Consider the following 21,397-nt stretch of genomic DNA (forward strand, 5'->3'; position numbering starts at 1 on the left):
CATGGCGCGAAGCTGGCGCGAATACCGGGTTCTGGACAAGGATCTCGGGCGGATTACCAAGGCCGAGCATGCGGCCGCGGCCTCGTCGCGGCCTTTGCTTCGAATCGGAATCGCATTGGTCTTCATTGCCGTGGCCGCGGAATTCGCGGCGATCATGCTCGCCGGGCATCCGGCATGGGGCATCATGGCAGCTTCGATCGCGGTCGCCGTCTATCTTGCCCTTTCGATCGGTGCGAACGACGTGTCGAACGCATTGGGCCCCGCCGTCGGCGCCGGGGCAATCGCGCTGACGACCGGGCTAGTGCTGGTCGCGGTGATGGAGATTCTGGGCGCGGTCCTGGCCGGGGGCGCAGTGACGAACACGCTGACCGAAGGGCTGATCGGCGAAGCAATGGGGCATGGCCAGCCGACAGCACGAATGATGCTTGCCGCCTTGCTGGGTGCAGCAAGCTGGATCACCCTCGCGACCCGCATGAACGCTCCGGTCAGTACCACGCATACGGTCGTCGGTGCGATCGCTGGGGCTGGTATCGCGACGTTCGGCCTTGCATCGGTGAACTGGGCTGGGCTCGCAATGATTGCAATCGGCTGGGTGATCTCACCCATTGTCTCGGGCCTGTTGGCGGCCCTGATCCTGTCGAGTATGCATCGCCATGTTCTGGACAAGGAAGACCCCATTCCCGCGGGCCGGATCTGGCTGACCGGGCTGGTCTCGATCACGACAGGTCTGCTGGTCGCGATGGCGGCCATTGCCTTTCGCGATCTGGGTGGATGGATCGTGGCGCTTCTGGCCATCGGCGGGGCAGGCCTGGGCGCTCTCTATGCACATCTGATGCTGGCCCGGCAGATCGAAGGGGCGGTGGGGGAAAAGATCGGACTGAAAAGGCTGCTGGGCATGCCGCTGACCGCCGCGGCTTTGGTCATGGGGTTTGCCCATGGATCGAACAGCACCTCGAACATCGCGGCCCCCCTCACGATCATCCTTGAGCACATCGCCGGCCCGAACGAGCAAGAGATCGACCTGACGGTCGTCTTGCTGCTTTCCGGGATGGGGGTCGCGGTCGGCATCCTGCTGTTCGGCGGGCGACTGGTGACCATGGTGGGCAGCCGCATCACCCGCCTGAACCCTTCGCGTGCGCTGTGCATCTCGCTGGCGACGGCGCTGACGGTCCTGGGTTTTTCCGTCGCTGGCATGCCGGTATCGACGACCCATATCTCGGTCGGAGGCGTCTTTGGCGTGGGCTTCTATCGCGAATGGCGCGATCAGCAAAAGGCCAAGGAACGCGCACCCATGCCCGTCGAGGAACAACGCCGACGCCACCTCGTGCGCCGGTCGCATGTGCGCACGATTCTTGGGGCCTGGATCGTCACCGTTCCGGTGAACGCCGCGCTGGCGGCTGCCCTGGCCAAGTTGCTGGGGCTTTAAGCGCGGCGCTGCATTGCCTCGCCCGCCGCCCGGGTTTCGGCAAGTGTCGCCCCCGCCGTCAGCGCTTCGGGGTCGAGCTTAAGGTCGATGACGGCAAGGCTGCCTGCCATCTCGGCGCGGCGGAACGCGGGCGCGAACTGATCCTGGTGGGTCACGATTTCGCCATGCCCCCCATATGCGCGGGCCAGCGCGGCAAAATCCGGGCTTGCAAGATCGGTGCCGGAGACCCGTCCGGGATAGCTTCGTTCCTGGTGCATGCGGATCGTGCCGTAACGGCCGTTATTCGCGACAAGCACGATGACTGCCGCGCCATACTGGGCGGCGGTCGAAAGCTCGTTCATGGTCATCTGGATACACCCATCGCCAGCGACGCAGACAACCGTACGCTCGGGATGTTCCAGCTTTGCGGCGATCGCGGCGGGAAGCCCGTAACCCATCGACCCCGAAGTCGGCGCAATCTGGCTGTTCCATTTCCGAAACCGGAAATAGCGGTGAATGAAGGTCGCGTAATTTCCGGCGCCATTCGTGATGACGGCATCTGGCGCCAGATTGTCGGACATCCAGCGGATGACCGCTTCCATGCGCACGTCCCCGGGCGTGGCTTTCGGAATGCTCCACCGCTCGTAGACCTTTCTGAGTTGTTCGCTCCATTCATCCCAACGTCGCCGTGCGGGCAGCAGAGCCAATCCCGCCAGAACCTCGCGCGGATCGGCAACAAGCCCCGGGTCCGCCCGCCAGAGATGGCCAAGCTCTTCCGGCGAGGGATGGACATGGATCACCCTGGCATGGGGGCGAACCGGGTCCATCAGCTCGAAGCCGCGGGTCAGGGTATCGCCCAAACGCGAGCCCAGTGAGAGGATGCAATCGGCCTGCTCCAAAGCATGCCCGAGCGCCGGGTTCATGCCGACCCCCAGATCACCGACATAGGCGGGATGGACATTGTCGATATGCCCCTGCCGCCGAAAGGCGACGGCCACGGGAAGCCCCCAATTCCCGGCGAAACGCGCAAGGTCGTCGGATGCCTCTTGCGACCAGATCGTGCCGCCGGCCACGACCAAGGGCCGCTCGGCCTGGGCAACCGCCTCGGCGATTGCCGCGACCGAAGACGGGGCGACCGCCGAAAGCGGCGGCACATAAGGGGCTAGATCGGGCACTTCGGCGCGGGCCGAAAGCACATCCTCGGGCAGCGCCAGCACCACCGGCCCCGGCCGGCCGGACATGGCGACATGGAAGGCGCGGGCCAGATATTCGGGGATGCGCTCGGATTGGTCAATCTGTGCGACCCATTTGGCCAAGGGTCCGAACATCGCGCGGTAGTCGACTTCCTGAAAGGCCTCGCGGTCTCGATCGGCGCGGGCAATCTGGCCCACGAAGAGGATCATGGGCGTCGAATCCTGCCGCGCCACATGCACTCCGGCACTGGCGTTCGTGGCTCCCGGTCCGCGAGTGACGAAGGCAATTCCCGGCCGTCCTGTCAGCTTTCCATGTGCCTCGGCCATCATCGCCGCACCGCCTTCATGCCGACAGACGATGTTGCGAATGTCCGAGGCATAAAGCCCGTCCAGGACTGCAAGGAAGCTTTCGCCCGGCACCGAGAAAACCCGAGACACGCCATTTGCCTTCAGCCCGTCTACCAAAATCTGCCCGCCATGCCGCATCGACTGTTCCCTTGTCTTATCCTTACAACGCGATAGCCTGCGTCTGCGGATCGCGAAGCAAGACCCGAGGCGCGAGACATCTCATGCGGACACCATCAGTTCTTTTCGTCTGCCTTGGCAATATCTGCCGCTCTCCGCTGGCCGAAGCAGCGACGCGGGCCACGGCGTCGGAAACGGGTTTTGCCATCCGCGTCGATTCCGCCGGGACCGGAGACTGGCATGTCGGCCACCCTCCCGATCGCCGGGCCCTAGCCGTGGCCCAGCAGCATGGCATAGACATATCCCACATGCGTGCCCGCCAGGTCGGCCCCGCGGACTTTCGCGAGTTTGATCATATCATCGCCATGGACAGTGAGAACCTTGCCAGCTTGCGGCAGATCGCACCGTTCGATGGGCGGGCACACCTGTCGCTGCTTCTGGATCACGTTCCGGGCCGGGCAGGCGAATCCGTCGCCGACCCCTATTTCGGCGGTGCGGCGGGCTTTGCCGCGACCTGGCGCGATGTGACGGCCGGAGCGCAAGGTGTCTTGCATCTGCTGCGGGCCCAAACTTGAGCCAAATCTTTACTTTGACGGATGGGAACCCTATCTCTGCCCGATCATGGTAGCCAAGTCAGATCCCAATTACAAAGTCATCGCCGAGAACCGCCGGGCGCGTTTCGACTATTTCATCGAGAGCGATCTTGAGGTCGGCATCGTCCTGACCGGTTCCGAAGTGAAAAGCCTGCGCACAGGCCAGTCGAATATCGCCGAGAGCTATGCTTCGGTCGAAGATGGCGAGTTGTGGCTGATCAATGGCTATATCGCCGCCTACAAGCAGGCCGGCGTCTTTGGCCATGAGGAACGGCGCAAGCGCAAGCTTCTCGTCTCCCGCAAGGAACTGGCGCGACTTTGGCAGGCGATCGGCCGCGAGGGCATGACGCTGGTGCCGCTGGTCATGTATTTCAACGATCGCGGCAAGGTGAAGCTGAAGATCGGTGTCGCCAAGGGCAAGAAGGTCGCGGACAAGCGCGAGACCGCCGCCAAGCGCGACTGGAACCGCCAGAAACAACGTTTGCTGAAGCAGGGCTAGCGCCACCAGCCATTGCACGGCCTGCCCGGTGCGGTTAGACGGGGGACGCTTTTGCGTCTGCCCGGAGGAAGGATGATGCCGACCGATCTGGACGATCCGAAAACGCTCGTGTCGACCGAGTGGCTGGCGGCGCGTCTGAACGATCCCGAGTTGCGCGTGATCGATGCAAGCTGGTTTCTGGAACCGGGGCGCGACGCACAGGCGGAATACCGGGCGGCGCATATACCGCGCGCGCGTTTCTTCGATCTCGACGAGGTTTCGGACCCACGCAGCGACCTACCCCATATGGCCCCGCCACCCGAAATGTTCATCAGCAGGATGCGCGCTATCGGCATTGCGGACGGCCAGCAGATTGTCGTCTATGACAATTCTCCGGTGCGTTCGGCCGCTCGGGCCTGGTGGACCTTCCGCCTGATGGGCAAGCAGGATGTCGCGGTGCTTGACGGCGGCCTGGGCAAGTGGCTGGCCGAGGGACGGCCCGTCGAAAGCGGCGAGCAGGTCTTCCGCGACAGGCATCTGAACGTTCAGCCCTGCCCCGATCTCGTCCGCGACGTGACGAAGGTTGCAGCAGCCAGCAAGCTTGGCACGCACGAAATCATAGACGCCCGCTCTGCCGAGCGTTTCCGCGGCGAGGCCCCCGAGCCGCGCGCCGGGCTGCGCTCGGGACGCATTCCCGGCTCCAAGAACCTTCCTTTCGGTCGACTTTTCGAAAAGGACGGCACGATGAAGGCCCCCGCCGTGCTGCGGGCGGAATTCGAAGCCGCGGGCATAGACCTTGCAAGACCTGCGATCACAACCTGCGGATCGGGAGTGACTGCAGCTGTCTTGTTCCTTGCGCTCGAACGCATCGGGCATCAAGACCATTCCCTTTACGACGGAAGCTGGGCCGAATGGGGCAGCTTCCCGGACCTTAAAATTGCAACCGGAGACGCGTGATGCTGGGCAATCTGAAACCGCAGGCCCCCGATAAAATTCTGGCCCTGATGGGCGAGTTCAAGGCCGATCCCCGCCAGGGCAAGATCGACCTCGGCGTGGGTGTCTACAAGGACGCGACCGGCCATACCCCGATCATGCGCGCCGTGCTGGAAGCCGAGAAGCGCATGCTGGAAACCGAGACCACCAAGACCTATGCCGGTCTGTCCGGCGAGCCGGACTTCCAGAAGGCGATGGCCGAGCTGATCCTGGCCGATGGCTACAAGCCCGAGACGACCGCGGCGCTGGCGACCGTCGGCGGCACCGGCGCGATCCGCCAGGCGCTGGAACTGGCCCGCATGGCCAATCCCGACCTGCGCGTGTTCGTCTCGGACCCAACCTGGCCAAACCACATCTCGATCATGAATTTCATGGGCCTGCCGGTCGTCAGCTACCGCTATTTCGACAATGCGACCCGCTCGGTCAATTTCGAGGCGATGAAAGAGGACATCTCGGCCGCCAAGAAAGGCGACGTGGTCCTGCTGCATGGCTGCTGCCACAACCCGACCGGCGCCAACCTGTCCATCGAGCAGTGGGCCGAGGTCGCCGCGATCCTCGAGACCACCGGCGCGACGCCGCTGATCGATCTCGCCTACCAAGGCTTCGGTGACGGCCTGGAAGAGGACGCCGCCGGCACCCGCCTGATCGCCTCGCGCATCCCCGAAGTGCTGATCGCCGCCTCGTGCAGCAAAAACTTCGGCATCTATCGCGAGCGCACCGGCTGCCTCTTGGCGCTGTGCACCGACAAGGCGACCAAGGACCTGGCGCAGGGCGCGATGGCCTTCCTGAACCGCCAGACCTATTCCTTCCCGCCCTTCCACGGCGCGAAGATCGTCTCGACGATCCTGAACGACGCAGGCCTGCGCGCCGACTGGATGGCGGAACTCGAGGAAGTCCGCGGCGGCATGCTGCGCCTGCGCACCCAGCTCGCCAACGAGCTGCGCGATCTGTCGGGCTCGGACCGCTTCGACTTCGTCGCCGAGCATCGCGGCATGTTCTCGCGCATCGGCGCCTCGCCCGAGCAGGTCGCCAAGATGAAGGAAGAATTCGCCATCTACATGGTGGGCGATTCGCGCCTGAACATCGCCGGGCTGAACGACACCACGGTTCCGATCCTCGCCCGCGCGATCATCGAAGCTGGCGTCTGACCCCCGCAGCAAGGCAGGGCCGATGGAAAGGCCCTCGCACCAGATGACGCCATCAATGTGGCAGCAGCTCGAAGCAAAAAGCCTGTCGCGTTCATCGCGGCAGGCATTTGATTTCGCATATCGAGATGATGCGTCACGGACCGCCATCAAGCCGAAGCCTCTAGGGATGGTCTCTCGTCAAGACGCGAAATGGTGCCAAGATATGCTGCTGTCTGGATCGTCACCCTGAGCCAGGCCGGCGTCAGGTCCAACCTACCCGAGGGCCGCAGCAGGGACTTGGCGCTGCTTGATACGGATCAGTTGGATGCTCTTTTTGGCTCCAAAGGTCAGGGCTTTGCCGTTCAGTTCTTGCGGCCCAGCTTGCTGTCGATGAAGTCGCGCAACTCCTCGATCTCGGTCCTGCATTCCAGCAACTGCGCCTTCGACTGGCGTATCTCGGTATCGGCGGCACCCAGCCGGGAGGTCCATTCGACTTCGCGCGTTTCCAGGAGTTCGACCGCCTTGTCGCGTTCCTCTTCCGCCCGATGCAGTTCCTGAGCCATTGATTCAAGCTCGCCTATTTCGGCACGGGTCACCCGACCGAGACGATGGATCAGCGACCTGGCAAACCAGCCGAGAAGGAATGCCGCAAAGAGAATGACCGCAGTCGCAATGATGAATTCGTTTCGGTTCATGAACGGCCTTCAGCAGTAAAAGTAGTCATGTGGCGCACCCGCGTCGCCGGATTATTCCACATTCTCGGGAGAAACAGCCTGTTCAAAATCGGGCGGCGACATCGGTTCGATTTCGGGCAGGTTTTCCTGGGCCAGGTCGGCCCCGGCAGAATCGGCCTCGCTTTCCTCGACCACGTTTTCGCGATTGTCAGGGAATGCCGCCTCAAGCGCGGGAACCGTCAGCGCCTCAATCACCTTGGTCAGCGACTCCTCGCTTAGTGCCGCGCCAGATAGGTCGACCCCATCGTTGCCTTCCGAAGAGCCCGCCTGGACCTCGTCCGCGGCGCTGTCCTTGGTCAGCAACTGGCTCAGAGGTTCGGTTGCGGCCTGCCGCGCGGCTTCCGCGGTTTTCGCTGCGGTCACTTCAGCCGGGTCGGTCACCCCAGAGGTCTTTTTCGGTGGTTCGATCTCGGCCTGCGTCACCGGTCGTTCGGAAAGCAGGGTAAATTCGGTGCGCCGATTGGCCTCGCGGCCCGCTTCCGTGTCGTTGTCGGCGATGGGCTGGCTTTCACCATATCCCTTCGCGGTCATGTGGCTCGCCTCGACGCCATGGTCGCGAATGGCGTTCAGCACCGCTTCGGCTCGGCTTTGCGACAGCTCGCGGTTCATTTCCTCTGAACCTTGCGAGTCGGTATGCCCCCCGACCTCGATACGAAAATCCGCGCAAGGTTCGAGAATTTCGGCGATGCGCTGCAGCGTCGCCTCTGGGTCGCCGGCAATGACGGATTTGCCCGGCTCGAAACCGATTTCGGACTCGTTCATTGCCGCGTTCAACCGGTCGACACAATCTATCCCTGACGGGACCGAAACGGTCGGATCAAACTGGCTGTCGTAGCGGATCGACAGCTCGTATCGCGCCCCAGCCCCCAGCCGTTCTGAAAGACGGGCGACAGCGATATCCGAGGCAGTTCGGCTTCCCGAAACTCCCGACAGGCGGATCAGATCCGGGGTCACGGTGACATTGCCGTCTTCCAGGCCGGACAGCGCCTCCAGCGCCGCAATGGTGCGCAGCGTCCATCCCTGTGGCACCATTCCATCGACCCGCAAGGCGTCGTCGACTTGTCCGAACCGTGCGCGCGCAAGACTGTCGACTGCATCCCGCATGCGCTCGTCCGCGATCCTACCGCGCAGCTGGACACCATCGTCGACCCTGGCAGCCGAGAACTCGACCGGGCCGGTAGCCGCCTCGACCTTCTTTTCCTGTTCGGAGGTCAGGGTGAACAATGCAGGCAACGCGCCTTCCAGCCGGCCGACCGCCGCATCGAAGGTTGCAGAGTCGACCGATGCGGGCGCGAAAAGTGCAACATCCGTCCCCGAAATGGTCACCGAGCCCACGCCCATGGCACTGACTGCGTCGATGGCTAGAACTGCCGCGTCGGCCCATTGACCTGTCGGCGCGCCGAGCGCGAGCGTGCATTGTGGCTTTCCGGGTATCCCGGCCTTCTGACCGGCCGCGATGATTCTGTCCTGCGCCGCTTCACTATCAGCGGCACAAGCATCGAACCTGGCGCCGCTCTGCTCTTTCACGAAGCGCATCGAGAAAGGCGAAATGATCGGACGTGGAGCGGTGACATCTGCCGTCAGCGTGACGCCCGCCGGTCGCGCACGTTCAAGAGCGGTTTCAAGCTCGGCCTTTTCGCGAAGGCTGTCGGTGATTGCCCTGACCTCGACCGAGCCGGCCGAAATCGAGATCTTCGCGCGCTTGGCCAGCTGCGCCGCCCTTAGGCCGTATACGTATGCCGCGTCCCAGCCATCCGGCTCGGGGTAATCAGCGGTCTCGACAAGGTCAGAAATCCGGGCGGCACCGGTATCCTTGCGCAGGGCCGCGATCAGGGCGGCTCGATCAAGCGAGGCAGGCACCAAGCCGACGATCGAGATGCCTTGATCGTTCCTGAGAAGCTCGACCTCGAATTCGGGGGTCGCGAGGCTCGCTCGCGCGGCGACCTGCATCCCGTCGACCACCCGCGCCTGTTCTACGACGGTTTCGGCCCGCGATCGCGCGCGAAAGCGCTGAACCTCGTCAGGGGCGGTGCCGCTCAGATGGATCTGAAGGCCATCCGCGCGCACATGTGCCCAATCATATCCGCCAAGGCGCAACGCCTCGGCCACATCCGCAGCCGAGCGGGTCTCTATGTAGTCTGCCGCGACCTCGGCGCCATAAAAAGACAGACCGCCAGCGGCGGTCATGGCGATGAGCGTGGCGACGAATGCGGGACCGCTGCGTGATCTGGTCTTGGCCATCCGGTGGACCTTCGGGCTGTTTCCGACCCGCCGCATTTAATGCCGCAGGCCGGAATTCGCAATCAGACGAGCCCGGCCAAGGCAAGAAACAGCGCAACGATCAGCCCTGAATTGCGATTCGCACGGAACAGCCGCAGGCATCCCGCGCTGTCATTCATGTCGAAGCGGCTGAGTTGCCACAGCAAGTGCAAGGCAAAACCTGCGATACCGGCGAGCCCCAGCCAGAGTGCAATCCCCTGTGCACCCGCAGCCAGCAGCGAAAGCGCCAGGAGAACTACGGCAGCCCCCCCGAAACGGGCGAGCCAGCGCTTCGAATCGGCTCCGAACAAGCGCGCGGTCGACTTGACCCCGATGAGCGCGTCGTCCTCGGCGTCCTGATGGGCATAGATCGTGTCGTAGAAAATCGTCCAGGCGATCCCCGCCAGGTAAGCAAGAACGGGTGCCAGTGCGATGCCCCCCAAATGCGCCGCCCAGGCAAGCAGGACGCCCCAGTTGAAGGCGAGGCCCAGAAAGACCTGCGGCCACCAGGTGAAGCGCTTGGCAAAGGGATAGATCGCAACCAGGGCCAGCGAGGCCACACCCAGCCAGATTGCGGCACTTCCCAGCGTCAGCAGGATGACGAAGCCCAGCAGGCATTGCGCGACAAGCCAAAGATAGGCCCCCAGAACAGACACTTGTCCCGAAGGGATCGGGCGCGAGCGCGTCCGGCTGACTTGGGCGTCGAAGTCTCGGTCGGAGATATCGTTCCAGGTGCATCCCGCGCCGCGCATCAGGATGGCCCCCAATGCACAGGCAACCGCGATCCACAGGTCGCGCCAGGTCGGCCGGTCGGCAATCATCGCAAGCCCGATGCCCCACCAGCATGGCAGCAGCAGCAACCAGGTGCCGATCGGCCGGTCAGCACGAGAGAGCCGAAGCCAGGGTCTCCAGCTTTCGGGCGCGTGACGATCCACCCAGTTGTCGGGCGGAGCATCCGCAACGCTGCGTTGGGCCTCTGGCGTCTGGCGGTCGGTATGCATTAGTCTGCGCCCCATCATGGCGAAAATCAGGCTGTTCATAGATCACCCGTTGGCCCAGGGACAAGGCATCGCACTGAATGCCGACCAGGCGCATTACCTTTCCTCGGTCATGCGCCAGGGCCCCGGCGACGAAATCCTTGCCTTCAATGGGCGCGACGGTGAATGGCTGCTGCGGATCGAAAGGCTGGCAAAGCGCAATGGCGACGTGGTCCCGGTTCGACAGACCGCGCCACAAATGAACCCGCCTGACCTTTGGCTGATCTTTGCCCCGATCAAGAAGGCTCGCACCGATTTCATTGTCGAAAAAGCGGCCGAGATGGGCGCGGCAAAAATTCTTCCCGTGCACACGGACCACACGAATTCCGAGCGGATCCGCCAGGACCGACTTCAAGCCCATGCCGTGGAAGCAGCCGAACAATGCGGCGGCACTTTCGTGCCGCAGGTCCACGACCTTGTTTCGCTTGGACGGCTGCTGGATGGCTGGAACGGCACGAGGCGCATCTTGTGGGCAGATGAAGCCCTTGCCGGACCGGCCGAAACGCTGGCCGGCGGCCTTGAACGGGGACCTTGGGCGATTCTGATCGGTCCCGAGGGGGGCTGGTCTGAGGCTGAGCGGGCAAGGCTGATAGCAACGGATTGTGTCACCCGCATATCATTGGGCCCCCGGATTTTGCGGGCCGATACAGCTGCCGTCGCGTCACTCGCATTGTGGCAATCGGCCCTTGGCGACTGGCAGTAGCCCCCGGCTTCTATTTCGAGCAACTTTCTAGCGACGTTAACAACTTTTTCGAAGATTTATTGCACAAAACACCTTCTCCGAAGGGGTTTACACAAAAACTTAATAAAAACGGCGCCTTATGCGTGCGGCGCATAGCTGGAATGCCGCCCTGAGCGTAGTTTTCCCAATCTGCTCGCCTTATATGCTTGGCATCAGATTGAACGCCCGAATTCAGGGCACTTCCAAACACAGGTGACATCATGTCTGCGATTGACACGAACCGCGTCCATGGCGGGATGCGCTCTTTCGGTTTTGGCTCGAAATTTCTGGCGGCAATGGCTGCCTGGAACGACGCGCGCGTGACGCGCAATGAGCTTAGCCGCCTTTCGGACCGCGAGCTGGACGATATCGGTCTGTGCCGCGGCGATATCGAACGGGTCGCGCGCGCCCGCTGATCCTTACCGGATCGGCATTGCAAATAGGCCCCAGGGAGCGATCCCGCGGGGCCTTTTTCATGCTCGGCACGAGCATCGTGAACAAACCCGCCACGAGACGAGTTTTCGTTTACTTCCGCGACACGACCAACGTGGACCATTCTCCGTAATCGTCACGGCGCTCAAGCGGCAGGCCGCCCGCCTCATAGGCCGCTATGACTTCATCCGCCTGGGTCGTGAGTATCCCTGACAGGATAGCCTTGCCGCCCGGCGCGATATGTCGCGCCATGTCGGGGACGAGGTCGATCAGTGGCTGCTTCAGGATATTCGCGAAAACCAGATCGAACGGGGCCGCGGTCTCGATCAGTGGATGATCGAACCCGACGGCCTCGACACATTCGACGCGGCCGATCAGACCGTTCGCGATCACGTTGGCGCGCGCGACATCCACCGCGACCGGGTCGATATCGCCTGCCAGCACCACCACCGGAAAAGCGCGCGCCGCGGCCATGGCAAGAACGGCGGTTCCGCACCCCACGTCTACGATCCGCTCGGGCCTGGCGCCCGCCTCGATCAGCCGATCCAAAGCAAGAAGACAACCCTTGGTCGTCGCGTGATGCCCCGTACCGAAAGCCATCGCGGCTTCGATCAGCAGGGATTCGGCGCCCTCGGGTATCCTGTCGGCATCGTGGCTGCCATGGACAAAAAATCGACCAGCCTCGACAGGCGCCAGCTCGCGCTTGACATGGGCGACCCAATCCACCTCGGGAAGCTCCGAGATGACAAATGGATCCGCGTTGAAGGCGGCAGCCAAAAGCGCGAGCGCGACTTCGTCAGGCGCCTCGGTGAAATAGAGCCCCACCTCCCATCGATTGCTGCCATCCTCGATCTCGAAGACGCCGCTTCCGACGGGTTCTGGGGTCAGTTCTTCGCCCATTTCGGCAAGCGCCTCGGCGGCCTCGCGTCCTGCGGTCTGGGTCAGCGCGGTCCAGGTTGGCATCAGGTTTCCTCGGGGATATCGGTCAAAGGGGCGCATACGCCCGTGCCGCGCAAGCCGCAATAGCCGTCCGGGTAGCGGTCCAGATATTGCTGGTGATCCTCGTGCGCCGGGAAGAACGGCGCGGCGGGCAGGATCTCGGTCGTGATCTTCGGGAACCCCTCGACAGCAAGCCGATTATTGAAATCGGCCTTGCTCAGCTCGGCGGCGGCTTTCTGGCTGCCGGTGTAATACATGATCAGCGAACGATATTGCGTGCCCACGTCATTGCCCTGACGGTTGCCCTGCGTTGGATTGTGGTTTTCCCAGAAGATCTGCAACAGGCGCTCATAGCTGATACGCGAACTGTCGAAAACAACCCGCACGACTTCGGCATGTCCGGTATCGCCGTTGCAGACCTGCTTGTAGGTCGGGTTCTCGACTGTGCCACCGGCAAAGCCGACCTCGGTCAGCCAGACGCCGTCCTGTTTCCAGAACAGCCGTTCGACACCCCAATAGCAGCCCATGCCGAAGATGGCCTGGTCAAAACCCTTGGGAGCCGGTGCATCCAGAGGACGACCGAAAATGCGATGGAGGGGAGCGGTCATTGGCGCATCCTTTCAAAACTCTTGCCGTCGATTTAAGCGCGGCCATACCTTCGTGCAACGCTGCAATGCCGCGCCGGGTTCGACCGGCGGCCCCGAACTGCGGAAAGGACGCCATGCGCACCGGCCCCATGAACCTGGTCACCGACGTCTCGGGCCTGCGGGTCGGCAATGCGAGGGATGACAATCTGCGATCGGGCGTAAGCGTTCTTGTGGCTGACAAGCCGCTTTGTTGCGGCTTCAGCGTGATGGGCGGAGCGCCCGGTACGCGTGAGACCGAACTTCTCGCCCCCGACAAGACCGTCCAAGGGGTCGACGCGCTGGTGCTTTCCGGCGGCTCGGCTTTCGGATTGGCTGCCTGCGACGGCGTTTCGGAGGGCCTGCGCGCCATGGGTCGGGGCTTCGAGATCGGCCCGGTGCGCGTTCCGATCGTTCCCGGGGCGATCATCTTCGATCTGCTGAACGGTGGCGACAAGGACTGGACCGGAAACCCCTATCCCAAACTCGGCCGCGCTGCGCTCGACGCGGCCGGCCGAGTTTTCGGCTTGGGGAGCGAGGGCGCCGGCACCGGGGCAATGACGCATCGCTGGAAGGGCGGGCTGGGATCTGCATCTGCGGTATTGGACAACGGCATCACCCTGGGCGCCCTGGTCGCCGTCAATGCCCTGGGCTCCGTCACCGTGGGGGAAACACGACAGTTCTGGGCTGCCCCCTGGGAACTGGGCGGCGAGTTCGGCAACCTGGGGCTACCGGGTACCTTCGTCGCGGCCGATGAGCCTATCATGACCAAACGTATGGGAGAGGCCACGACGATTGCGATCGTCGCGACCGACGCTGCGCTGGACAAGGCTGCTCTGACCCGTCTTGCGACAGCCGCCCAGGACGGAATGGCCCGTGCCATCGTGCCCAGCCATACGCCTTATGACGGTGATCTGGTCTTTGCGGTCTCGACCGGAGATCGCCAATTGCCAGATCCGGTTCTGACGCCGTTCCATCTGGGTCACGCGGCGGCCTGTGTTCTGGCCCGGGCGATCGCGCGCGGGGTGCACGCGGCCACCCCCCGTCCCGGCGACCTGCAGCCCTGCTGGAATCGCCAGTAAAAAGGGGACGACGGGAGAGAGAGCCGCCGTCCCCAGTCTGAACACGCCAAGAGGGAAACCCGACGCTAGCCGCTGAACGTCCGAAAAGCCTTTGAGTTCAAAACTTTTTGCCTCTTCCACGTTTTTTGCCTTCGGCCTTGCGTCGAAACGTCAAAAGCGCAAGCCTTTTGCGCACACCCCGCGCCAAGGAGTCCTCGACATGAACAAGCACGCGACCGATCTCAAGATGCTCCTCAAGGACCCGTCCCTGCTCGAAACCCGTGCCTATGTCGCAGGCGAGTGGGTCGAGGCGGATGACAAGGCCACATTCGATGTCGTGAATCCCGCCCGTGGCGACGTGATTGCCCAGGTGACTGATCTGGGCCGCGCGGAAGTGGCCCGCGCAATCGCCGCCGCAGCCGAGGCGATGAAGGGCTGGTCCGCCCGCACGGCGAAGGAACGCGCGCAGATCATGCGGAAATGGTTCGACCTGATGATGGAGAACCAGGAAGACCTGGCCAAGATTCTGACCGCCGAAATGGGAAAACCTCTGGCAGAGGCCAAGGGAGAAATCGCCTATGGCGCAAGCTTCATCGAATGGTTCGGCGAAGAGGCCAAGCGCATCTACGGTGAGACCATTCCCGGACACCTCCCTGACAAGCGCCTGACCGTCATCCGGCAGCCCATCGGAGTGGTCGCATCGATCACGCCGTGGAATTTTCCAAATGCGATGATCACGCGGAAATGCGCGCCTGCCCTTGCGGCAGGGTGTGGTTTCGTGGGCCGGCCCGCTTCGGAGACGCCGCTTTCGGCGCTGGCCATGGCCGTGCTGGCCGAGCGCGCGGGATTGCCCAAGGGTATTTTCAGCATCGTCCCCTCGGGCAAGGCATCCGATATCGGCAAGGAGTTCTGCGAGAACCCACTGATCCGCAAGCTCACCTTCACCGGCTCGACCCAGACAGGTCGCATCCTGCTGCGGCAGGCGGCCGATCAGGTATTGAAATGCTCGATGGAACTTGGGGGCAATGCGCCCTTCATCGTCTTCGATGACGCCGATCTCGATACCGCAGTCGAAGGCGCCATGGCTTCGAAATTCCGCAACAATGGCCAGACCTGCGTCTGCGCGAACCGGATCTATGTCCAGTCAGGGGTCTATGATGCCTTTGCCGAAAAGCTTGCGGCTGCGGTCGAAAAGCTGAAGGTCGGCGACGGTCTTGCCGAAGGGGTCACGACCGGGCCGCTGATCAGCGAAAAGGCGGTCGAGAAGGTTCAGGACCACATCCGGGACGCGCTGGACGGTGGCGCGCAGGTTCTGACCGGGGGCAAGGCGATGGAGGGGCTGTTCTTCGAACCTACGGTCGTTACCGGGATCACCCAATCGATGAAGGTCGCGACCGAAGAAACTTTCGGGCCACTTGCGCCGCTCTTTCGCTTCGAGACCGAGGAGGAGGCCGTGGCCCATGCCAATGACACGATCTTTGGTCTTGCCGCCTATTTCTATGCCCGCGATATCGGCCGCGTGACCCGCGTGCAGGAGGCGCTTGAATACGGCATCGTCGGTGTGAATACCGGGATCATCTCGACCGAGGTCGCGCCTTTCGGCGGGGTCAAGCAGTCCGGGCTGGGCCGCGAAGGCTCGCGGCACGGGATCGAGGACTACCTCGAAATGAAATACATCTGCCTTTCGATCTGACGGCAGTAAGGAAAAGGCCCCGGAGCGCCGCTCCGGGGCCTTGAAAAATCGGGACTGGGATCAGCGATCCTCGTCTTCGTCTTCCTCGTCGGACGCCGGGAGGTTGAAGAAGCTGTCTGCGTCCAGCGGCTCTTCCTTGGCAGGCTTCTCGTCGGCACTGCCAAGGCTGAAGTTCTCGAGCCCGGCGATCGAGCTCGGCATGCGGGGTTCTTCCGGCATGGCCAGCGAGGTTTCCGTGGAAAGCAGCTTGCGACGCTCGTCGTCGGTCATCATGGCACCTTCGGCGGTGCGGCGTTTCGCGGCCTTCTGCACGGCCGAGTCAAGCTCCGACTGGCGGCAAAGACCCAGCGCGACCGGGTCGATCGGCTGGATGTTCTGGATGTTCCAATGTGTCCGTTCGCGGATCGAGGCGATCGTCGGCTTGGTGGTGCCGACAAGCTTCGCAATCTGTGCATCTGCCAGTTCCGGGTGGAACTTGACCAGCCAGAGGATCGCCGCCGGGCGGTCCTGACGCTTCGAAAGCGGGGTGTAGCGCGGACCACGACGCTTTTCCTCGCCCTCGGCGGCGGGGTTGTGCTTCAGGCGCAGCTTGTAGCGCGGGTCCTTCTGACCTTTTTCGATCTCGATCGGTTCGAGCTGGTTCGAGGCAACGGGATCGAAGCCTTTGACACCAACCGCCACGTCGCCGTCGGCAATGCCCTGAACTTCGAGCTCATGCATGCCACAGAAGTCGCCGATCTGCTTGAAGCTGAGCGTCGTATTGTCGACCAGCCAGACGGCGGTGGCCTTGGCCATCAGCGGCTTGTTCATGACCTTCTCCTTAACAATATCTTCTTCGGCCGGGAAAACGGCTTCTGGCGGGCGCCATTCCATTTTCGGGGAGGGGGGATTGCCGTTTATATATGCTTTCATGGAACCGGAATAAAGCCTGAATTTCGTGGCGCGCGGGCATGGCTGCAGCTAGGTTCCGGAAATGAAGACGATACTCGCCCTTGCCGCGCTTGTCCTTTCCGCAAGCATTGCCGACGCCCGGGACCGGGCGGGTCAGTTCGACTATTATGTCCTTTCGCTGAGTTGGTCCCCAAGCTGGTGCGCCATCGAAGGCCGCGAGGAAGGATCGGATCAATGCGATGCCGGTCGCAGGCTGGGCTTCACGGTCCATGGGCTATGGCCACAATACGAAAAAGGGTGGCCATCAGACTGTCGGACGAACGCCCGGGATCCTTCACGTCTCGAAACCCGCGAGATGGCCGATGTGATGGGGTCGGCCGGACTGGCTTGGTATCAATGGAAAAAGCACGGCCGCTGCTCGGGGCTTTCGTCTCGAGACTATTTCACGCTGATCCGTCGCGCCTCGGACAGCGTGAACTTGCCGAAAGTTCTTGAACGCCTGAGCAAGGACGTCAACCTGCCATCTCGCGTGATCGAAGATGCCTTTCTGGAATCCAATCCGGAAATGCGCCGCGACGGGATCACGGTCACCTGCCGGAGCCGCTCTTTGCAGGAAGTGCGGATCTGCCTGACCAAGGATCTTGAGCCGCGCGATTGCGCCCCCGACAGCCGTCGCGACTGCCAGGGTAGTTTTCTGATGCCCGCGCCGCGCTAGGCGGACGCAGCATCGGCCCGGACGGCTGTTAACCGAATCGCAATGATTTGGGCCGAGGCTGGGATTGCGGGACAGGCGCAAAGGCAGGGCGCCAACTCGAAAGCCACACCCGGCCCGTGCTCCGTCGGGCGGGTGTGCGCTGCCCTTCCGACCCAGCCATCACCCTTCGTCGGCGACCTGCAGCAGGATCTTTCCGATATGCTCGCTGCTTTCCATCCGGCGATGCGCCTCGGCCGCGTCGGCCAGGGGGAATGTGCTGTCGATCACCGGGCGGACCGCGCCCGCCTCGACAAGCGGCCACAGCTCGCAGCGCAAGTCATTCGCAATGCGCGCCTTGGCGGCTTCGGACTGCGGGCGCAAGGTGGAGCCGGTGACATGCAGGCGGCGCATCATGATCTGCGCGAAATTGAGATCGGCCTTGGCCCCGCCAAGAAAGGCGATCATCACGAGGCGCCCATCATCGGCAAGCGACTTCAGATTTCGCGCGATGTAACTGCCCCCAACCATGTCGAGAATGAGATCGGCCCCGCCCGACTTGCCAAGAACCTTGACGAAATCTTCATCGCGATAGTTGATCGCAACAGCGCCAAGCTTGGTGCAGGCCGCGCACTTCTCGGCGGATCCCGCCGTCGCCCAGACCCTTGCTCCCAGAGCATTGGCGATCTGGATAGCCATTGTTCCTATGCCGGAGGAGCCGCCATGGACCAGAAAGCGCTCTCCTGCCCGCAAAGCGCCTCGGTCCACGACATTTGACCAGACCGTATAGGCGGTTTCGGGAAGCGCCGCCGCCTCGCGCAGCGAAAGCCCGACAGGAACAACGAGGGCATGTTCAGCGGGGCAGGTCACATATTCGGCATAACCCCCACCGGGAAGCAGGGCGCAGACGCGATCTCCGGTTTTCCAGCGCGTGACGCCTGTGCCGACGCCCACAACGGTGCCCGCGCATTCAAGCCCCGGCAGGTCCGATGCTCCGGACGGAGGCGCATAGAGCCCGGCCCGTTGCAATGCGTCCGGACGATTGACCCCTGCCCATTGGACGCGGATCAGGATCTGGCCATGCCCCGCGACCGGCACCGGGCGGGAAACCGGTTTCAGGACATCAGGCCCGCCCGGCTCGGAAATCTCGACCGCTCGCATCATGTCCGGGATCATGCATCACCCTGTTCGGACGCCGGGCGCAGCCCGTCACGCATGCGGCCCGGCGCCGGATGAGCTTTGGGGCGATGAATCCAGCTTGTCGCAGCACTGGCCAAGGCACCAAGCCCCGGCAGATTGGCCAGCCTTCCCTTGATCTTTTCGAAGCGCATGACCCCGTCGATTCGACGATCGAGAAAGGATCGCGTTTCTTCCAGTTCCGGGGAGTCGTCGCCCAGCCAGTAAAGAACCGTCGCGCCGAACACTGTCGAAAGCGTGGCCCGCTTGGAATACCAGTTCACATCATCGGAGGTGTCACCAAGCCCGTCCCAGATCGCATCCGCGGTTTCCCAGATCAGGCGCGCACCCAAGGCGGCATTCTGCGGCAGCGCCATCACCACGGCCCCCGAGCGCGCCATTTCACGGTTGCTCAGCATCAGCCGGTGCATGACCGCATCGGTGATCCGATCGGGAAAGCGGCCCTGCAAGGGCGTCGTGGCCAGCCATTCGCGCAATGCGGCATCCCCGCGGCGATGATAGGCGGCCGCAAGATCCGCCCCCCCACGAGGAAGATGCACGCGCACCAGCCCTGCTGACATGCCGATGTCGCGCGCGCCCGCAGCAATGGCCTTGTCGGACATCCCGTCAAATATGACGTGCTCAAGTGCGGCGTCGATTAGCCTGTCCCGCTCGTTGGTCATGGTCTCCTCCTGCGGATCAACCGGTAAATTCTGGACAAAAGCGATTCGCCCTGTTATGAGGCCGCTTCCTGCAATTCGCTCAACTCTAACTTAGGAAGGTGGTGACAACCACATGCAGGTAAGTGTTCGCGACAATAACGTCGAACAGGCGCTTCGTGCTCTGAAGAAAAAACTTCAGCGCGAAGGGGTGTTCCGTGAAATGAAGCTCAAGCAGCATTTCGAGAAGCCCTCGGTCAAAAAGGCCCGTGAAAAGGCTGAGGCCGTCCGCCGCGCCCGCAAGCTGGCGCGCAAAAAAGCGCAACGCGAAGGCGCGCTGTAAGACAAGCGACACGCGTTTATTGTTACCCCCGTGGCTCTGCCTCGGGGGTTTCATTTTTTCTCAGACTGGCAGCGCCGTCGTGAAGGCCACCGTCTTCAGCGAAAAGGATGAATGCATCTGCGCGACGCCGGGCAGCTTTGCCAGCCGCTGGCGATGGATGCGGGCAAAATCATCCGTGTCCTGGGCCACGACCTTGAGCAGGTAGTCGGCCGATCCCGCCATCAGGTGGCATTCCAGCACGTCGGGGATCGTGCGGACGGCCTTCTCGAAGGCGTCAAGCAACTCATCCGCCTGCCCCGACAGGGTGATCTCGACAAAGACCGTGGTCGGACGCTCCAGCTTTCGGGCATCCAGCAGCGCGACATATCCCCGGATCAGCCCGGTTTCTTCCAGCCGTTGGACCCGACGATGGCAGGCGCTGGCGGACAGGCTGACCTCGGCCGCGAGTTCGGCATTGGTAATGCGCCCATTCCGCTGCAGCACGCTCAGAATCCGGCGGTCCGTTGCGTCGATTTCGATCATTGATGACTTCCCTGCGCAGTATTTGCCGTTCCGGCGAATTTTTCGTCAGCCTAGCGGGGCGTCGCGCAAAAGAAAACGGCGCGCCACTGGCACGCCGATCGCATCGAGCCTTTTCGTCAGGCCCTGCTTGCTCTCAACTCGTCCCGGATCTGGACCAGCAACTCTTCCTGGGATGGACCTGCGGGCGCGGCCTGTTGCTCGGCCTCGCGCTTCTGCGACACGCTGCGCTGGATGCGATTCACCGCCTTGACCAGCAGAAACACGGCCCAAGCGATGATCAGGAAATTGATGATCGCCGAAAGAAAGGCTCCGTAGGCAAAGACCGATGCCCCGCTGTCGCGCGCGGTCTGCAGGCTTGCGCCGTCCGGGACATCGCCCTTGAGCACGAAATAATGGCCGCTGAAATCCGTGCCACCGGTCAGAAGACCGATGATCGGGTTGATGAGATCCGTAACGAGAGAATTCACGATCGCAGTGAAAGCGGCACCGATGATGATGCCTACCGCCAGATCGATGACGTTCCCGCGGGCGATGAATTCCTTGAATTCCTTGAGCATGTGCTTAACGTCTCCCAGACCTGTCGTGCCGTCGTGGGGGCCCATTCCCGCCACGGGGCAAGCATTCCCGAAAGATTGTTCAGGATCTATCCAAAATGTCTGCACTTTCCGATTTTCCGATCACCCGTCGCTGGCCGCCCCTGCGCCCGGATGTCATCCAGCTTTACACGCTGAACACCCCGAATGGCATCAAGACTTCGGTGATGCTCGAAGAATGCGGACTGGATTACGACGCACACCGCGTCAGCATCAGCGACCCAGAAGAGCAGCACACGCCCGAATTCCTTTCGCTGAACCCGAACAACAAGATCCCCGCCATGATCGACCCGAACGGGCCGGATGGAGAACCGATAGGCCTGTTCGAAACCGGCGCGATGCTGATCTATCTGGGCGACAAGACCGGCAAGTTCCTGCCCCGCGACGGAGCCGCGCGCTATCACACCATCCAGTGGCTGATGTGGCAGATGGGGGGCGTCGGTCCGATGTTCGGCCAGGTCGGCTTTTTCCATCGCTACAAGGGAAAGGAGATCGAGGATCCCCGCCCCCGCACTCGCTATTACAACGAAGCGAAGCGCTTGATGGGCGTGCTGGACAAGCACCTTGATGGCAAGGACTGGATCATGGGCGAATATTCGATCGCCGACATGGCCGTCGGGCCCTGGCTGCGAACGGTGCGGGTGAACTACGAGGCAGAGGAGGAAACAGGAATGACCGGCTATGCAAATGTCGTGGCCTATCTCGACCGTTTCCTCGAACGCCCGGCAGTGCAGAAGGGCATCACCGTCGGGGCCTGAGCCCTGCGATC

Annotated in this window: 23 protein-coding genes; 12 read left to right on the forward strand and 11 right to left on the reverse strand. The window is 62.7% G+C overall.

The features are described 5' to 3' along the window. Position 1: 1 nt before the first annotated feature. Positions 2–1,426 carry an inorganic phosphate transporter gene (locus tag RGQ15_RS02875; protein WP_311158712.1) on the forward strand — a complete coding sequence of 475 codons (1,425 nt, stop codon included), beginning with the start codon at positions 2–4 and terminating at the stop codon, positions 1,424–1,426. On the opposite strand, the gene RGQ15_RS02880 is transcribed toward RGQ15_RS02875, so the two are convergent. Continuing rightward, on the reverse strand, positions 1,423–3,084 hold the full coding sequence (locus tag RGQ15_RS02880; protein ID WP_311158713.1) for a thiamine pyrophosphate-binding protein: 1,662 nt from the start codon (positions 3,082–3,084) through the stop codon (positions 1,423–1,425). The genes RGQ15_RS02875 and RGQ15_RS02880 overlap by 4 nt on opposite strands. Before the next feature lie 83 nt (positions 3,085–3,167). On the opposite strand from RGQ15_RS02880, the gene RGQ15_RS02885 reads away from it, so the two are divergent. The 4 genes from RGQ15_RS02885 (at position 3,168) to RGQ15_RS02900 (ending at position 6,275) form a co-directional block, all read left to right on the forward strand. After that, complete coding sequence (locus RGQ15_RS02885) at positions 3,168–3,638, forward strand: low molecular weight protein-tyrosine-phosphatase (RefSeq protein WP_311158714.1); 471 nt, start codon at positions 3,168–3,170, stop codon at positions 3,636–3,638. Positions 3,639–3,684: 46 nt separating this feature from the next. Further along, a complete protein-coding gene (gene smpB / locus RGQ15_RS02890; RefSeq protein ID WP_311158715.1) occupies positions 3,685–4,155 on the forward strand; it encodes an SsrA-binding protein SmpB in 471 nt (156 codons plus the stop codon). Positions 4,156–4,230: 75 nt separating this feature from the next. Then, complete coding sequence (gene sseA / locus RGQ15_RS02895) at positions 4,231–5,091, forward strand: 3-mercaptopyruvate sulfurtransferase (RefSeq protein ID WP_311158716.1); 861 nt, start codon at positions 4,231–4,233, stop codon at positions 5,089–5,091. After that, positions 5,091–6,275, forward strand: a complete 1,185-nt coding sequence (locus RGQ15_RS02900) for an amino acid aminotransferase (protein WP_311158717.1) — start codon at positions 5,091–5,093, stop codon at positions 6,273–6,275. Before sseA ends, RGQ15_RS02900 begins: the two co-directional genes overlap by 1 nt. 341 nt (positions 6,276–6,616) lie before the next feature. Here the strand turns inward: RGQ15_RS02900 and RGQ15_RS02905 are convergent, their stop codons facing one another. From RGQ15_RS02905 to ubiA, 3 genes are all read right to left on the reverse strand, one after another. Continuing rightward, complete coding sequence (locus RGQ15_RS02905) at positions 6,617–6,949, reverse strand: hypothetical protein (RefSeq protein ID WP_311158718.1); 333 nt, start codon at positions 6,947–6,949, stop codon at positions 6,617–6,619. A gap of 51 nt (positions 6,950–7,000) precedes the next feature. Continuing rightward, positions 7,001–9,229, reverse strand: coding sequence for an OmpA family protein (locus RGQ15_RS02910; protein ID WP_311158719.1), 2,229 nt, complete (start codon positions 9,227–9,229; stop codon positions 7,001–7,003). 62 nt (positions 9,230–9,291) lie between these two features. Further along, positions 9,292–10,248, reverse strand: a complete 957-nt coding sequence (gene ubiA, locus RGQ15_RS02915) for a 4-hydroxybenzoate octaprenyltransferase (protein WP_311161021.1) — start codon at positions 10,246–10,248, stop codon at positions 9,292–9,294. Between the two features lie 16 nt (positions 10,249–10,264). On the opposite strand from ubiA, the gene RGQ15_RS02920 reads away from it, so the two are divergent. Continuing rightward, positions 10,265–10,987 (forward strand): 16S rRNA (uracil(1498)-N(3))-methyltransferase, encoded by a 723-nt coding sequence (locus RGQ15_RS02920; RefSeq protein WP_311158720.1) that lies wholly within the window; start codon positions 10,265–10,267, stop codon positions 10,985–10,987. Positions 10,988–11,226: 239 nt separating this feature from the next. After that, positions 11,227–11,421 (forward strand): DUF1127 domain-containing protein, encoded by a 195-nt coding sequence (locus RGQ15_RS02925; protein ID WP_311158722.1) that lies wholly within the window; start codon positions 11,227–11,229, stop codon positions 11,419–11,421. A 109-nt stretch (positions 11,422–11,530) separates the two neighbouring features. On the opposite strand, the gene RGQ15_RS02930 is transcribed toward RGQ15_RS02925, so the two are convergent. Next, positions 11,531–12,400 (reverse strand): 50S ribosomal protein L11 methyltransferase, encoded by an 870-nt coding sequence (locus tag RGQ15_RS02930; protein ID WP_311158723.1) that lies wholly within the window; start codon positions 12,398–12,400, stop codon positions 11,531–11,533. Further along, positions 12,400–12,984, reverse strand: coding sequence for a peptide-methionine (S)-S-oxide reductase MsrA (msrA, locus tag RGQ15_RS02935; protein ID WP_311158724.1), 585 nt, complete (start codon positions 12,982–12,984; stop codon positions 12,400–12,402). The genes RGQ15_RS02930 and msrA overlap by 1 nt, the downstream gene beginning before the upstream one ends. A gap of 113 nt (positions 12,985–13,097) precedes the next feature. Here msrA and RGQ15_RS02940 point away from each other — a divergent pair, with 113 nt between their 5' ends. Next, positions 13,098–14,081 carry a P1 family peptidase gene (locus RGQ15_RS02940; protein WP_311158725.1) on the forward strand — a complete coding sequence of 328 codons (984 nt, stop codon included), beginning with the start codon at positions 13,098–13,100 and terminating at the stop codon, positions 14,079–14,081. A 199-nt stretch (positions 14,082–14,280) separates the two neighbouring features. Next, the gene (locus tag RGQ15_RS02945) at positions 14,281–15,753 is read left to right on the forward strand and encodes an NAD-dependent succinate-semialdehyde dehydrogenase (RefSeq protein WP_311158726.1); all 1,473 of its coding nucleotides are present in this window, start codon (positions 14,281–14,283) and stop codon (positions 15,751–15,753) included. Between the two features lie 60 nt (positions 15,754–15,813). Here the strand turns inward: RGQ15_RS02945 and RGQ15_RS02950 are convergent, their stop codons facing one another. Beyond that, positions 15,814–16,563, reverse strand: coding sequence for a DUF1013 domain-containing protein (locus tag RGQ15_RS02950; RefSeq protein ID WP_311158727.1), 750 nt, complete (start codon positions 16,561–16,563; stop codon positions 15,814–15,816). A gap of 163 nt (positions 16,564–16,726) precedes the next feature. On the opposite strand from RGQ15_RS02950, the gene RGQ15_RS02955 reads away from it, so the two are divergent. Then, a complete protein-coding gene (locus RGQ15_RS02955) occupies positions 16,727–17,359 on the forward strand; it encodes a ribonuclease T2 (RefSeq protein ID WP_311158728.1) in 633 nt (210 codons plus the stop codon). 159 nt (positions 17,360–17,518) lie between these two features. Here RGQ15_RS02955 and RGQ15_RS02960 read toward each other — a convergent pair whose 3' ends face one another. Together RGQ15_RS02960 and RGQ15_RS02965 are read right to left on the reverse strand one after the other, a co-directional pair. Continuing rightward, positions 17,519–18,511, reverse strand: coding sequence for an NAD(P)H-quinone oxidoreductase (locus tag RGQ15_RS02960; protein WP_311158729.1), 993 nt, complete (start codon positions 18,509–18,511; stop codon positions 17,519–17,521). Next, entirely contained in the window at positions 18,508–19,194 is a 687-nt protein-coding gene (locus RGQ15_RS02965; RefSeq protein ID WP_311158730.1) for a COQ9 family protein, read from the reverse strand. The genes RGQ15_RS02960 and RGQ15_RS02965 overlap by 4 nt, the downstream gene beginning before the upstream one ends. 112 nt (positions 19,195–19,306) lie before the next feature. On the opposite strand from RGQ15_RS02965, the gene rpsU reads away from it, so the two are divergent. Next, positions 19,307–19,513: a 30S ribosomal protein S21 gene (rpsU, locus tag RGQ15_RS02970; RefSeq protein ID WP_011748553.1), complete on the forward strand. Its 207-nt coding sequence runs from the start codon at positions 19,307–19,309 to the stop codon at positions 19,511–19,513. A gap of 60 nt (positions 19,514–19,573) precedes the next feature. On the opposite strand, the gene RGQ15_RS02975 is transcribed toward rpsU, so the two are convergent. Further along, complete coding sequence (locus RGQ15_RS02975; RefSeq protein WP_311161023.1) at positions 19,574–20,032, reverse strand: Lrp/AsnC family transcriptional regulator; 459 nt, start codon at positions 20,030–20,032, stop codon at positions 19,574–19,576. Positions 20,033–20,151: 119 nt separating this feature from the next. After that, complete coding sequence (gene mscL, locus RGQ15_RS02980; protein ID WP_311158731.1) at positions 20,152–20,592, reverse strand: large conductance mechanosensitive channel protein MscL; 441 nt, start codon at positions 20,590–20,592, stop codon at positions 20,152–20,154. Positions 20,593–20,687: 95 nt separating this feature from the next. On the opposite strand from mscL, the gene RGQ15_RS02985 reads away from it, so the two are divergent. Continuing rightward, complete coding sequence (locus tag RGQ15_RS02985) at positions 20,688–21,386, forward strand: glutathione S-transferase C-terminal domain-containing protein (RefSeq protein WP_311158732.1); 699 nt, start codon at positions 20,688–20,690, stop codon at positions 21,384–21,386. Positions 21,387–21,397 lie beyond the last annotated feature (11 nt).

This window comes from Paracoccus sp. MBLB3053, assembly GCF_031822435.1.
Lineage (GTDB): Bacteria > Pseudomonadota > Alphaproteobacteria > Rhodobacterales > Rhodobacteraceae > Paracoccus > Paracoccus aurantius.